Source organism: Streptomyces sp. NPDC059010 (assembly GCF_042740355.1).
In the GTDB taxonomy this organism is placed as follows: Bacteria; Actinomycetota; Actinomycetes; order Streptomycetales; family Streptomycetaceae; genus Streptomyces.
Window position 1 is genome coordinate 56,883 of the sequence record NZ_JBHYJA010000046.1, and the last position, 12,888, is coordinate 69,770.

General features: G+C 71.1%; 12 protein-coding genes. 3 read left to right on the forward strand and 9 right to left on the reverse strand.

Annotated features, from left to right (window positions below; all coding sequences use genetic code 11):
- Nucleotides 1-198 precede the first annotated feature (198 nt).
- Complete coding sequence (purB, locus tag ACFWYS_RS36770; protein ID WP_384778660.1) at nucleotides 199-1,641, reverse strand: adenylosuccinate lyase; 1,443 nt, start codon at nucleotides 1,639-1,641, stop codon at nucleotides 199-201.
- 523 nt (nucleotides 1,642-2,164) lie between these two features.
- On the opposite strand from purB, the gene ACFWYS_RS36775 reads away from it, so the two are divergent.
- Nucleotides 2,165-2,842 carry a hypothetical protein gene (locus ACFWYS_RS36775; RefSeq protein WP_384778663.1) on the forward strand — a complete coding sequence of 226 codons (678 nt, stop codon included), beginning with the start codon at nucleotides 2,165-2,167 and terminating at the stop codon, nucleotides 2,840-2,842.
- 110 nt (nucleotides 2,843-2,952) lie between these two features.
- On the opposite strand, the gene ACFWYS_RS36780 is transcribed toward ACFWYS_RS36775, so the two are convergent.
- The 7 genes from ACFWYS_RS36780 to ACFWYS_RS36810 all read right to left on the reverse strand — a co-directional run bounded on the left by ACFWYS_RS36780 (nucleotide 2,953) and on the right by ACFWYS_RS36810 (nucleotide 11,302).
- Nucleotides 2,953-3,735, reverse strand: coding sequence for an SGNH/GDSL hydrolase family protein (locus ACFWYS_RS36780; RefSeq protein ID WP_384778665.1), 783 nt, complete (start codon nucleotides 3,733-3,735; stop codon nucleotides 2,953-2,955).
- Nucleotides 3,736-3,808: 73 nt separating this feature from the next.
- Nucleotides 3,809-4,822 (reverse strand): hemolysin family protein, encoded by a 1,014-nt coding sequence (locus ACFWYS_RS36785; protein WP_384778668.1) that lies wholly within the window; start codon nucleotides 4,820-4,822, stop codon nucleotides 3,809-3,811.
- Entirely contained in the window at nucleotides 4,819-6,159 is a 1,341-nt protein-coding gene (locus ACFWYS_RS36790; protein ID WP_384778671.1) for a hemolysin family protein, read from the reverse strand. Before ACFWYS_RS36790 ends, ACFWYS_RS36785 begins: the two co-directional genes overlap by 4 nt.
- A gap of 203 nt (nucleotides 6,160-6,362) precedes the next feature.
- On the reverse strand, nucleotides 6,363-6,797 hold the full coding sequence (locus tag ACFWYS_RS36795; protein WP_384778749.1) for a GNAT family N-acetyltransferase: 435 nt from the start codon (nucleotides 6,795-6,797) through the stop codon (nucleotides 6,363-6,365).
- Between the two features lie 69 nt (nucleotides 6,798-6,866).
- Nucleotides 6,867-7,793: an LLM class F420-dependent oxidoreductase gene (locus ACFWYS_RS36800; protein ID WP_384778674.1), complete on the reverse strand. Its 927-nt coding sequence runs from the start codon at nucleotides 7,791-7,793 to the stop codon at nucleotides 6,867-6,869.
- Between the two features lie 46 nt (nucleotides 7,794-7,839).
- Nucleotides 7,840-10,449: an ABC transporter permease gene (locus tag ACFWYS_RS36805; RefSeq protein ID WP_384778677.1), complete on the reverse strand. Its 2,610-nt coding sequence runs from the start codon at nucleotides 10,447-10,449 to the stop codon at nucleotides 7,840-7,842.
- A 4-nt stretch (nucleotides 10,450-10,453) separates the two neighbouring features.
- Nucleotides 10,454-11,302 (reverse strand): ABC transporter ATP-binding protein, encoded by an 849-nt coding sequence (locus ACFWYS_RS36810; protein WP_384778680.1) that lies wholly within the window; start codon nucleotides 11,300-11,302, stop codon nucleotides 10,454-10,456.
- Between the two features lie 189 nt (nucleotides 11,303-11,491).
- Here ACFWYS_RS36810 and ACFWYS_RS36815 point away from each other — a divergent pair, with 189 nt between their 5' ends.
- Complete coding sequence (locus ACFWYS_RS36815; protein ID WP_384778683.1) at nucleotides 11,492-11,719, forward strand: antitoxin; 228 nt, start codon at nucleotides 11,492-11,494, stop codon at nucleotides 11,717-11,719.
- Nucleotides 11,720-11,759: 40 nt separating this feature from the next.
- The gene (locus ACFWYS_RS36820; protein WP_384778751.1) at nucleotides 11,760-12,098 is read left to right on the forward strand and encodes a fic family toxin-antitoxin system, toxin component; all 339 of its coding nucleotides are present in this window, start codon (nucleotides 11,760-11,762) and stop codon (nucleotides 12,096-12,098) included.
- 21 nt (nucleotides 12,099-12,119) lie between these two features.
- Here ACFWYS_RS36820 and ACFWYS_RS36825 read toward each other — a convergent pair whose 3' ends face one another.
- Complete coding sequence (locus ACFWYS_RS36825) at nucleotides 12,120-12,812, reverse strand: class I SAM-dependent methyltransferase (RefSeq protein WP_384778686.1); 693 nt, start codon at nucleotides 12,810-12,812, stop codon at nucleotides 12,120-12,122.
- Nucleotides 12,813-12,888 lie beyond the last annotated feature (76 nt).

Sequence of the window (12,888 nt, forward strand, 5' to 3'; positions counted from 1 at the left end):
CGGGGGGGGGCCCGGGCCGGGCGGGCGGGGCCCCACAACCCCCGGGGTGGGCGGCCCAACACCCCCCGGGGCCCCCCCCCCCCCCCCCGGCCGGGGACGAGTCGGTCGCGGGCGGCCTCCAGCTCCGCCTGGGTGAAGCGCGTCATGCCGTGAAGAGCCTCGAATCCAGAGGTGTCGAGAGCCTCGAAGCGAGAGGTGTCAGAGGATGGCGCCGGGCGTGTAACCGGCGGCCTCCGGGCGTTGCTTCACGATCTCCTCGATCCGGCCCACGACGATGCCCACCTGGTCGGCCGCGGCGCCCGTGAAGGACAGCTTGTCGGCCATCAGCGCGTCCAGCCCGCCACGGTCGAGCGGGATGCGCTCGTCGGCGGCCAGCTTGTCGAGCAGCTCGTTGCGCTCGGCGCCCTGCTCCCGCATCGCCAGCGCGGAGGCGACCGCGTTCTCCTTGATGGCCTCGTGCGCGACCTCTCGGCCGACGCCCGCGCGCACCGCGCCCATCAGCACCTTGGTGGTGGCGAGGAAGGGGAGGTAGCGGTCCAGCTCGCGGGCCACGACGGCCGGGAACGCCCCGAACTCGTCCAGCACCGTCAGGAACGTCTCCAGCAGGCCGTCCAGCGCGAAGAACGCGTCCGGCAGCGCGACGCGGCGCACCACCGAGCAGGACACATCGCCCTCGTTCCACTGGTCGCCCGCCAGCTCGCCGGTCATCGAGGCGTAGCCGCGCAGGATGACCATGAGGCCGTTGACGCGTTCGCACGACCGCGTGTTCATCTTGTGCGGCATCGCGGAGGAGCCGACCTGGCCCGGCTTGAAGCCCTCGGTGACCAGCTCGTGCCCGGCCATCAGGCGGACCGTCTTGGCCAGCGAGGACGGCGCCGCCGCCAGCTGCACCAGCGCGGTCACGACCTCGTAGTCCAGCGAGCGCGGGTAGACCTGGCCGACCGAGGTGAACGCCTGCGAGAAGCCCAGGTGCCCGGCGATCCGGTCCTCCAGCTCGGCGAGCTTCGAGGCGTCCCCGCCCAGCAGGTCCAGCATGTCCTGCGCCGTGCCGACCGGGCCCTTGATACCGCGCAGCGGGTAACGGCCCAGCAGCTCCTCGACCCGGCCGTAGGCGACGAGCAGCTCGTCGGCGGCGGTCGCGAAGCGCTTGCCCAGCGTCGTGGCCTGCGCGGCGACGTTGTGCGAGCGGCCGGCCATGACCAGCTCGCCGTACTCGGCGGCCAGCTTGCCCAGCCGCGCCAGCACGGCCACCGTACGGTCGCGCATCAGCTCCAGGGAGAGCCGGATCTGCAGCTGCTCGACGTTCTCCGTGAGGTCGCGCGAGGTCATGCCCTTGTGCACGTGCTCGTGCCCGGCGAGGTCGTTGAACTCCTCGATCCGCGCCTTCACGTCGTGCCGCGTGACCTTCTCGCGCTCGGCGATCGAGGCCAGGTCGACGGTGTCGAGGACGCGCTCGTAGTCGGCGAGCGCCTCGTCCGGCACCTCGATGCCGAGGTCCTTCTGGGCCCGCAGAACGGCGAGCCAGAGCTGCCGCTCCAACTTCACCTTCTGCTCGGGGGACCAGAGCGTGGCGAGCTCGGTGGAGGCGTAGCGTCCGGCGAGGACGTTCGGGATGCGGGGCTTGGCGGGCGCAGAAGTCACGTGCACGGAGTTTACCCGCCGTCCCGAGGGGCCCGGATCGTGCCTGCGGGCGCGAGCACCCCAGGTCAGCGGTGCGATCGGCGGCCGAATACCGGCGATCGGGTGAATTACCCGGTCATCAACGCGTCCCGGCTCCCTGTGGCCTCCATTTCTCGTTCATAGTCACCAGGTCGTGATGAGTGTGTTCGTACGGCATCACGACTCCTGCGATGACTTGCGAATCCCGGCAACCGAAAAGACCGCGTCAATAGCCGACGTCGGCTTCCCCATTCCGCCTGAGAGAAAGACGACGAGAATGCGAAAGGCCCTGACCAAGGGATTGATTGTGGCCGCCGCCACGACAAGTGCCCTGTCTCTATGCGGCACTTGGGCGTCCGCGGCCCCGCGCATGCAGGGGACCGCGCTGAACTCCGCCAGCTCACTGTCGAGCCGTTCGGACCTGTGGGACTCGGAGGGGCTGGAAGAGCAGCTGGATGACACATTCGGCGACATGCATGAAAAATTCGGCGAGATGCATGAACGAATGCAGGAGGTGAATGAGCGGCTCAGCGGGATGAACCAGCCGGCGCCCGCGTCCGAAAACGTCACCGTCACCTCCGGGAGCACTTCCTCCACCTATGGCGGCTCGGGCTACGGCTACGAGAAGCCGAAGGACCACGGTTACGGCTACGAGAAGCCCAAGGAGCATGGCTACGGCTACGAGAAGCCGAAGGACCATGGCTACGGCTACGAGAAGCCCAAGGACCACGGGTACGAGAAGCCCAAGGACAACGGCTACGGGTACGAGAAGCCGAAGGACGACGGCTACGGCCACGAGAAGCCCAAGGACGACGGCTACGGTTCCGAGGAGTCGGACGACTACGGCTACGGCTCCGATGAGTCGGACGGCTACGGCTATGGCTCCGACGAGTCGGACGGCTACGGCTACGGTTCCGACGAGGGCTATGGCAACGGCTACGGCCACGAGCGCCCGCACAAGCCGAACAAGCCCCACAAGCCCCACAAGCCGCGGCCTCCGCACAAGCACCGGCCGGCGCCTCCCCCGCACATGCCGCACAAGCCCCACAAGCCGCATCACCCCCACATGCCCGAGACCGGCACCAACACCGGTGCCATCGTCGGAGGCGTGGCCGGCAGCGGGGCGCTGCTGATCGCCGGAGCCTTCCTGTACCGGCGCAGCAGGGCCGCGCGTCAGCACTAGCGCACGCGTGTGACAGCGCCCGGTGCCCCGAAGGGGAACACCGGGCGCGTCCCGTTCGGCGGGCCTTGTTTCAGGGGCTCCACGTCGTCTCAGGGGCCTTACGTCGCGCCCTACGCCGCGGGCCCCTCGTACGGCAGCAGCTCCGGCCGCTTCGGCGGCAGCCCGTCCCCGGAGGACCGTCCCGTCAGGCGCCGCCCGATCCACGGCAGCAGATACTGCCGCGCGAACCGTGCATCGGCGACCCGCCGCGCGGCCCACCCGGGCGGCATCGTGGCCGGCATCGGCGTGTGCCACTCGGTGTCCTCGGGGTCGTAGCCGAGCCTCTGCCACACCGCCTCCGCGACCCGGCGGTGCCCCTCGGCCGTCAGATGCAGCCGGTCCACGTCCCACATGCGGGGATCGCCGAGCGACGGGGCCCCGTACAGGTCGACGACGACCGCGCCGTGCCGTGCCGCCAGCTCGTCGACGCAGGCGAACAGTTCCTCCATGCGCGGCCGGAACCGCTGCAGGACCGGCCCCTGCCGCCCCGGGCTGCGCATCAGCACCAGCTGGCGGCACGACGGGGCGAGCTTCTCCACGGCCTCCTCCAGGAGACCGCGCACCCGCCCCATGTCGCACTTGGGCCGCAGCGTGTCGTTGAGTCCGCCGACGAGCGTGATCACGTCGGCGCCCATCGCGGCCGCCACGTCCACCTGCTCCTCGACGATCTGCTTGATCAGCTTGCCGCGCACCGCGAGGTTGGCGTAGCGGAAACCGGGCGTGCGGGCGGCCATCCGGTCGGCGAGGAGGTCGGCCCAGCCCCGGTATGAGCCGTCCGGGAGCAGGTCCGACATGCCCTCGGTGAAGGAGTCGCCGACCGCGACCAGGCTGGTGTGAGTGGGGTTCGTCTGCATGGCGACAGAGATGGTATCCCGGGCTCCATACCCGCCGGTCGGTCGGCCCGGGTATCACCTGCGTCCTCGTCCGTCAGAGCCGCTGCCCGAACAGCTCCCGCAGTACGTCCTCCATGGTCACCAGCCCGGCCAGCCGCCCGTCGCTGCCCAGCGCGGCGGCCAGATGCGTACGGCTGCCCCGCATCGCCGTGAGCACGTCGTCCAGCGGAGTGCTCTCCCGTACCCGCGCGATGGGCCGCATGTCCGCCACCTGGAACGGCACGTCCTGCTGGGCGGCGTCCAGCGCGTCCTTCACATGGAGGTAGCCGACGATGTGGCGCCCCTCGTCGACGACCGGGAAGCGGGAGAAGCCCGACTCGGCCGACAGCCGCTCCAGCTCCTCCGGTGTGACGCCCACGCGCGCGTAGACGACGCGTTCCAGCGGGAGCACCACGTCACGCACCGGCCTGCGGCCCAGTTCCAGGGCGTCGTGCAGCCGCTCCCGGGCGCGCTCGTCGATCAGGCCGGCCTCGCCGGAGTCACGCACCAGCCGGGCCAGCTCGGCGTCCGAGAAGGTCGCGGTGACCTCGTCCTTGGTCTCGACGCGCATCAGCTTCAGCAGCGCGTTGGCGAAGGCGTTGATCGTGAAGATCACCGGTCGCATCGCCCGGGACAGCGTGACCAGCGGCGGACCGAGCACCAGGGCGCTGCGCACCGGCTCGGCCAGCGCGATGTTCTTCGGCACCATCTCGCCGAGCAGCATGTGCAGATACGTCGCCAGCGTCAGCGCGATCACGAAGGACACCAGGTGCCCGGCGCTCTCCGGCACGCCCACCGCGTGGAACACCGGCGCCAGCAGATGCTCGATGGCGGGCTCCGCGACCACACCGAGCACCAGGGTGCACAGCGTGATGCCGAGCTGCGCGGCCGCCATCAGCGCGGACACATGCTGCAGACCCCACAGCACGCTCTTGGCGCGCCGGTCGCCCTGCTCGGCGTACGGCTCGATCTGCGAGCGGCGCACCGAGATCAGCGCGAACTCGGCGCCCACGAAGAAGGCGTTGACGACCAGCGTCGCGAAGCCGATGAGCAGCTGTACGGCGGTCATCGCCCAGCCTCCTTCTCGTGGTCCGTGGCGTCGTCGAGCGGCGCGTGCAGCAGCACCCGCGCCGCCCTGCGGCCCGCGGCGTCCACCACGTCGAGCCGCCAGCCGGCGACCTCGACGCAGTCACCGACGGCGGGTATCCGGCCCAGCTCGGTCGCGACCAGCCCGGCCAGCGTCTCGTACGGCCCCTCGGGAGCCCTGAGCCCCACCCGCGCGAGCTGGTCCAGGCGGGCCGAACCGTCGGCCGAGAACAGTGCCCGGCCCTGGTCGTCGCTGCCCGCGGGGGCGAGGTCGGGCGTCTCGTGCGGGTCGTGCTCGTCCCGCACCTCGCCGACGACCTCCTCGACGATGTCCTCCAGCGTGGCCACGCCCGCCGTACCGCCGTACTCGTCGATGACGACGGCCATGGTGCGCTTGCCGGACAGCCGGTCCAGGAGCCGGTCGACGGTGAGCGTCTCGGGGACGAGGAGCGGCTCGCGCATCATCTCGGCGACGGAGACGCGGGGGCGGCGCTCGGCGGGCACCGCCAGGATGTCCTTGATGTGCGCGGTGCCCACGACCGAGTCGAGGCTGCCGCGGTAGACCGGGAACCTGGACAGGCCGGTGGCCCGGGTCGCGTTGGCCACGTCCTCGCAGGTCGCCTGGGCGTCGAGGGCGACGACCTGGACGCGCGGGGTCATGACGTTCTCCGCGGTCAGGTCGGCCAGGTTCAGGGTCCGTACGAAGAGCTCGGCGGTGTCCGCCTCCAGGGCGCCCTCCCGGGCGGAGTGCCGGGCGAGGGCGGCTAGTTCCTGGGGTCCGCGTGCGGCGGCCAGTTCCTCGGTGGGCTCCACGCCGAAGCGGCGCACTATGCGGTTCGCCGTGTTGTTCAGATGGGTGATGAAGGGGCGGAACAGCGCGCTGAACCAGCGCTGCGCGTTGCCCACCCGCTTGGCGACGGCCAGCGGCGAGGAGATCGCCCAGTTCTTCGGCACCAGCTCGCCGACCACCATCAGGACGACGGTCGACAGCGCCGTGCCGATCACCAGGGCGATCGAGCTCGCCGTCGAGCGGGAGATGCCGAGCGACTCCAGCGGGCCCGCGAGCAGCGTGGCGATGGACGGCTCGGCGAGCATGCCGACGACCAGGTTGGTGACCGTGATGCCGAGCTGCGCGCCGGAGAGCTGGAACGTCAGGTTCCGTACGGCCTTGAGGGCGCCGGCGGCGCCCCGCTCGCCGCGTTCCACGGCCCGCTCCAGCTCATGGCGCTCGACGGTGGTCAGCGAGAACTCGGCCGCGACGAAGGCACCACAGGCGAGCGACAGCAGGATCGCCACCAGAAGGAGGAGCACTTCGGTCATCGGGTCACCTCCGTCCCATGGTCGGACAGGGTGGGGAGGATCGCGCGATGTCGGGTACTGGGAGGCTCGCCCATGGGCGGACGCTCACACCTTTCATTGGAGGACCGAAGTGGTCCCCCAATAGTAAAGGACGGGCAAAGCGTTTCGGTCGGGTGATCGGTCGGGTGATCGGTCGGTGCGTGGACGGGGGAGTGGGACGCTGCTCAGTCGGTGAGGTGCTTCACCCACCGTCGCCACTGTTCCTCGGGCGCGTACCCGGCCGCGCGCCAGGCATGTTGCCCGGTCTCGTTGCGCACCAGCACCATGGCGTCGCCGCGGCGCCCGCCGAGCCGTACGAACCGCTCCTCCGCGGCGGCCAGCAGCGCCGAGCCGATGCCGCGGCGGCGACGCTCCGGGTGCACCGCCAGCCGGTACAGATGGCAGCGCCACCCGTCGAAGCCCGCGATCACCGTGCCGACCAGCTCGCCGTCCAGCTCCGCCAGGATCAGCGCCTCGGGGTCGCGGGCGACCAGCCGCTCCACGCCGTCCCGGTCGTCGCTGATGCTCGTGCCTTCGGCGGCCGTCTTCCAGAAGGCCAGCGCGATGTCGAGGTCGTCGGCCGTGGCGGCCCGTATCCGCAGATCAGTCATGGTGCCGATCCCATCACGGGCGGTGCGACGGGACGCGGAATTCCAGTATCCGGACGGCTGCTCGCCGCGCGACCGCCCCTACTCGCCGCGCAGCCGCGCCATCACCGGGGCGAACGCCTCCATGTACGGCTCCAGGACGGCCAGATACGAGAATCCGTACCGCTCACGCTGGGCCAGCACCTGCGCGGTGATCTGCTCCAGGGTGCCGATCAGAAGGATGGGCAGGGCCAGGGCCTGCTCCAGGGTCAGCTCCGGCACCCGGTCGAGGAGAGGCTGCAGTACGGCCTCGCGGTCCTCCGTCACGGCCACCATCTGAAGGAGCAGGTTCAGCTCGGCCGGTTCCGCACGGTCCGCGGCGAACTTCCGGTACCGGGCCACCCGCTCGTCGAGCCGTTCGGCCGTGACGGGGACCAGCCGGCCGGTCGTGCTCCCCGCGTCCGGATACGCGCCCCCGAACGCGGCGATGTCGGCGTGCTCGGCGGTCAGCCGCAGGACCCGGTCGCCGTTGCCGCCGACCAGCAGCGGTACCCGCAGCCGCTGTGACTGGTACGACTCGGAAGATGGCAGCCGCCGAAGCTCCTCGACGGTGTGCCACAGCCGCTGAAGCTCCTCGACCGTGTGCCGCAGATGGTCCACGCGCTCGCCGGGAGTGCCGAAGGGCAGACCCGCCGAGTCGTGCTCCGCCTGTACGTACCCGGCGCCCAGCCCGAGTTCGAGACGGCCGCCCGTCAGCGCGTCGGTCGTCGCCACCTCCCGGGCGAGCAGGGCCGGGTTCCAGAACCCCGCGTTCAGCACGAACGTGCCCAGCCGGGGACGCTCGGTCGCCTCCGCCGCCGCGACCAGGGCCGGGAACGGCGCGGGCATGCCCAGATGGTCGGGGACCAGGATCACGTCGTAGCCGAGCTCCTCGGCCCGGCGGCACTTGGCCCGCCACTCGTCGGCCGGGGCGGCGGTCATCAGGTTGACGCCGAAGCGGAACGGACGCGGGCTCTCCGGTCGCGACATGAACTCTCCTCACCTGCAAGGGAATTGAGCACCTGCCGCGATTCCATCATTCGTGCGCGATGGCCGTCAGCACATTCATGCGGGATGCACGCAAGGCGGGCAGCAGTGCCGCCACCACGCCCACCACCGCCGAGCCGATCACCACCGCGACGATCGTGCCCCACGGGATCGCGAGCGCCGTCATGCCCTGCAACGCCAGCACCTGCTGGGTGCACACGCCCCACACCAGCCCCAGCGCCAGCCCCAGCACCGCCCCGAACACGGCGATCACCACCGACTCCAGCCGGATCATCCGGCGCAGCTGCCGCCGGGCCAGCCCGATGGCGCGGAGCAGCCCGATCTCCCGGGTGCGTTCGACGACCGACAGGGCGAGGGTGTTGACCACGCCGAGCACCGCGATGACGATCGCGAGCCCGAGCAGGGCGTACACGAGGTAGAGCAGGACGGCGATCTGGTTGTGCACCAGGTCCTTGTAGTCGGCGATGTCGCGGACCTGCACCTGCGGATACGGGTCGAGCGACTTCTCCAGGTCGGCCCGCAGGTCGTCCGTGCCGGTGCCGGAGGCGGCGTTGACGTACACGGCGGCGTCCTGCCCGCCCGGCGCGTACTTCTCCAGGGTGGCCAGACCGAAGTAGATCCCGCCCGTGGTGCCGAACCCGTCGGCGGACTCCTGGTCGGTCAGGGCGCCCACGGTCAGCTCGGCCCGCCGGCCGCCCTGGAACTCGACGGGCAGCGTGTCGCCGACGCGGACGCCGTGGTCCTCGGCGAAGTCCTTGTCCATGGCGAGGTGCCCCGGCGCGAGCGCGGCCGCGCTGTCGCCCTGCGCGTAGGTGATGTTGGCGACCTTGTCGAGTTCGGGTTCGTACCCCGCGGCGGTCGTCTTCACCCGGTCGCCGTCCGGGAGCCGTACCGCGATCGTCGTGAACTGCGACCGTACGACGAGCCCCGCGCCCTCGGTGCCGCGGATCTTTTCGGTGATCTCCCGTGGGAAGGGCACGAAGTTGCTGTTCTGCACCACGAAGTCGGCGCCGAGCGTCTTGTCGATCTGCTGGTCGAACGACTTGGTCATCGAGGCGCTCGCCACCGACATCCCGCCGACCAGCGCGAGACCCACCATCAGGGCGGCGGCCGTCGCCCCGGTGCGGCGCGGGTTGCGCAGGGCGTTGCGCTGGCTCATCCGGCCGATCGAGCCGAACAGTGCGGGGAACGCCCCGCCGAGGACCCGGATCACGGGCCGTACCAGCAGCGGTCCCGCGATCACGGTCGCGATGAGGGTCAGCAGGACGCCCAGGCCCAGCAGCGACGCCGCCGACGACGTCTTCGACGACACCGCACAGCCCACGAGCGCCGCCGCGCCGGCCGCCCCGACCAGCGAGCCCAGCACCGCGCGCAGCCGCAGCGGCCGTCCGATCTCGGCGATCTCGGCGTCCGCGAGCGCCGCCATCGGCGAGACACCCGCCGCCCGCCGGGCCGGCAGGTACGCCGCCACGAAGGTGACGCCCAGACCGACGACGTACGCGGTCACCGGCGTCCCCCAGCCGATGACCATCTCGGTCGTCCTGATGTTCATGCCCAGCAGACCCATCAGCTCGATGAGTCCGACGGCCAGCCCGATGCCGGCCGCGAGGCCCAGCGTCGAGCCGACCAGCCCGAGCAGCAGCGCCTCGGTGAGCACCGAGCGCCGCACCTGGCGCCGGTCCGCGCCGAGCGCCCGCAGCAGGCCCAGCTCACGGGTGCGCTGCGCGATCAGCATGGAGAACGTGTTGACGATCAGGAACACGCCGACCAGTACGGCGACCCCGGCGAAGCCGAGCATCACGTACTTGATGATGTCGAGGAACCCGCCCAACTGCTCGACGTCCGACTTGGCCTGCTCCTCGGCGGTGCGCAGCTGGTAGGTGCCGGTGCCGGTGCCGGTGCCGGTGCCGGTGCCGGTGCCGGTGTCGGCGCCGAGCGCGTCGGCCACGCGCCGTTTGAGGTCGATGTCGCTGACACCGTCGGCCGCGTCCAGCGAGATGCTGGTGGCCGCCCTCGGGTCGCCGAGGAGCCTGGTCTGCGCGGTCGGGGTGTCGAAGAAGACCAGCGCGGCACCGGGGTTGGTGGTGGTGAAGGTGACGATGCCGACGACCTCGACCGGGAAGGAGCCCTCCGGTCCGATGACCGTGAGGCGGTCGCCGATCCGCACGTCCTTGTCGTCGGCGGTGTCCGCGTCGATCATGGCCTGCCCGCCGCCCTTGGGGGCGTGCCCGGAGGTGAGCTCCACGGGGCTGCGCTCGGTCGGGTTCCAGTCGGTGCCGATGGTGGGGGCGCCGGTGGTCGGGCCCACCGACTTCCGGTCCTTGTCCACGACGGTGAGGCCGTCCACGTCCACGTCCGCGCGGGCCGTCGCGACACCGTCGACCCGGGCGAGGCGGTCGGCGAGCGAGGCCCGCAGGGTCAGGGTCTGCCCCGAGGGCACCGTCTCGTCCAGGGTCTCCCTCGGGGTGACCGTGACGTCGGCGGCGGTCGAGGCGAAGAGCCGGTCGAAGGTGCGGCTGACGGTGTCCGAGAAGATCAGGCTGCCCGCGACGAACGCCACGGACAGGACCACCGCCAGGGCGGAGAGCAGCAGCCGCCCCTTGTGGGCGAGGAAGCTCCGGAGCGTCGCCTTCAGCACGGGGTCAGCTCTCCTCGGACGACCTGGGTGCCGAGTCCTCGAACCGGCCGCGGAGCACGTCGGAGCCGGGGGGCTGGGGGTTCCCCCCGGTGAAGAGGCGCATGCGCTCCAGGACGGCCTCCGCCGTCGGCCGCTCCATCTCGTCCACGATCCGCCCGTCGCCCAGGAAGAGCACCAGGTCGGAGTGGGCGGCGGCGCCCGGGTCGTGGGTGACCATGACCACGGTCTGCCCCAGCTGGTCCACGGCCTCCCGCAGAAAGCCGAGCACCTCCAGACCGGCCCGCGAGTCCAGGTTGCCGGTGGGCTCGTCCGCGAAGATCAGCTCAGGCCGGGAGGCGAGCGCACGGGCGCACGCGACCCGCTGCTGCTGACCGCCGGAGAGCTGGGAGGGCCGGTGCCCCAGCCGGTCCCGCAGCCCCAGCGTGTCGATGACCTGGTCCAGCCACTTCTCGTCGGGCTTCTTGCCGGCGATGTCCATGGGCAGGGTGATGTTCTCGGCCGCGTTGAGGGTCGGGATGAGGTTGAACGACTGGAACATGAACCCGATCCGGTCCCGCCGCAGCCGGGTCAGCTCGCGGTCCTTCAGCCCGGTGATCTCGGTGTCGCCGAGCCACACCTGTCCCGCCGAGACGTTGTCCAGGCCCGCCAGACAGTGCATCAGCGTGGACTTCCCGGAGCCCGACGGTCCCATGACCGCAGTGAACCGGCCGCGCGCGATGTCCACGTCCACCGCGTCGAGGGCCAGCACCGTCGTCTCGCCCGTGCCGTACGCCTTGGTCAGGGAGCGGGCGCGGGCCGCGATGCCGTCCGCCGACGCGGGGCCCGGGGCGTACTGGGCAGCTGCTGTGGACAAGACCGCCTCCTCACGGACGTAACGACTCTCGTCTCCGCCGAGCGTAATGTGATCCACCGCACACATGTATCCCCCCAAGGTCCCGGTTGCTCTCCGCCCCAGGTCGTGCCCCTGATATCGATGTAAGGGACACGCTCCTCCCCTCCGGGGGTCTTGCCGGTGCTAGCACTGCCGCGCTAGCTTCTAGGTATGGCGAAGACCCAGCTGAACGTGAGAGTCGACGAGGGCACGGCCCGCGCGGCACGCGAACGCGCCATGGCCCGTGGCATGAGCGTCAACCGCTACATCGAAGAGCTGGTCCAGAAGGACACCGGGGAGGTCGGCCACACCTTCGTGGACGCCGCCGCCGACTTCATGAAGCAGTACGAATCCGTCTTCGCCGAGGAGTTCGGCGCGGAGCGCGAAGGTCGTCGCTGATCCGTTGAGCCATCTGAACGTCGACCTCGCCTGGCTGCTGATGCTCGCCGAGAAGCGCACTCCGGGCGACCCCCAGGTCACCGACTGGGGCGCCCTCGTGGCCGCAATCGCCCGCCATCAGGCGGAGATATTCGACATCCCCGTCTACGACAGCCCGCAGGCCCGCGCCGCAGCCCTGCTCCAACTGCTCATCCACGTCCCGGCCCTGGAGCGCTCCAACGCGCTGTTCGCCTCCGCGGTGGCCTACGCCTATCTGGTCGCCAGCGGCCTCAAGGTCGTCACCTCGCCCGAGCAGGTGCGCGATCTGGCCCGCCTGGTCAAGAGCGGTGAGGCCACGGTCGAGGACATCGCACGCGAACTGCGCCAGTGGAGTCTGTGATCAGACCAGTGGCGTCCGTGGTCAGCTGGGCTGCTCCTCGGCCGGCCGCCAGGCCGTGCCCAGCACGCAGTACGACGAGGGGAGCACCGGCCCGTTCTCCGGCATCATCACCTGCCGGTACGGGCCGAGTTCGAACCCGGCCGTCCGCAGCGCCGCGACCGGGTCGCGGGAGACATGGCAGCCACCGCTCAGCAGCGGCCACACCGTCCGGTCCAGCGTGCGCTGCGTGAAGTGCATCGCGGGACCGCCGCCCCGGCCGTGCTCGAAGAACCGCACGACACCCCCGGGCCGCAGCACCCGCCGTACCTCACCGAGCGCCCGCGACACGTCCCGCACACTGCACAGCACCAGCGACAGCACCACCGCGTCGAAGGCCTCGCTCTTGACCGGCAGCGCCTCCGCCGCGCCCGGCACCACGTCCACCGGCACCCCGGCGCGCAGCGCGGACTCCTGCGCCAACTTCCGCAGCAGGCGCTCCGGTTCGATGGCGACGACCTCCGAGACCGCGCTCGGATAGTGGGCGAAGTTCAGGCCGTTGCCCGCGCCGATCTCGATCACCCGGCCGGACAGCCCGGCCAGCAGCCGCTCACGGATGTCGCCCATGCCCATCCGGGTCTCGGCGTTGACGCTGATCCGGGCGTAGAAACGGGCGAACAGCGGGTGGTGCACGGCATCCCGTGACACCTTGCCGGAACCGGCGGACCTGAGAGCCATGGGGACCTCCCGGACGGGGCGGGACTCACTCCTGATTGTCCCCCGTCCGGGACTCGCGCACCCTCGCTGGCGCTGT

What these genes read in the sequence shown, in the direction of transcription:
- ACFWYS_RS36775 (WP_384778663.1), top strand. Translation starts at nt 2,165, where the DNA reads ATGCAGGAGGTGAATGAGCGGCTCAGCGGGATGAACCAGCCGGCGCCC.
- ACFWYS_RS36780 (WP_384778665.1), bottom strand. Translation starts at nt 3,735, where the DNA reads ATGCAGACGAACCCCACTCACACCAGCCTGGTCGCGGTCGGCGACTCC.
- ACFWYS_RS36785 (WP_384778668.1), bottom strand. Translation starts at nt 4,822, where the DNA reads ATGACCGCCGTACAGCTGCTCATCGGCTTCGCGACGCTGGTCGTCAAC.
- ACFWYS_RS36790 (WP_384778671.1), bottom strand. Translation starts at nt 6,159, where the DNA reads ATGACCGAAGTGCTCCTCCTTCTGGTGGCGATCCTGCTGTCGCTCGCC.
- ACFWYS_RS36800 (WP_384778674.1), bottom strand. Translation starts at nt 7,793, where the DNA reads ATGTCGCGACCGGAGAGCCCGCGTCCGTTCCGCTTCGGCGTCAACCTG.
- ACFWYS_RS36815 (WP_384778683.1), top strand. Translation starts at nt 11,492, where the DNA reads ATGGCGAAGACCCAGCTGAACGTGAGAGTCGACGAGGGCACGGCCCGC.
- ACFWYS_RS36820 (WP_384778751.1), top strand. Translation starts at nt 11,760, where the DNA reads ATGCTCGCCGAGAAGCGCACTCCGGGCGACCCCCAGGTCACCGACTGG.
- ACFWYS_RS36825 (WP_384778686.1), bottom strand. Translation starts at nt 12,812, where the DNA reads ATGGCTCTCAGGTCCGCCGGTTCCGGCAAGGTGTCACGGGATGCCGTG.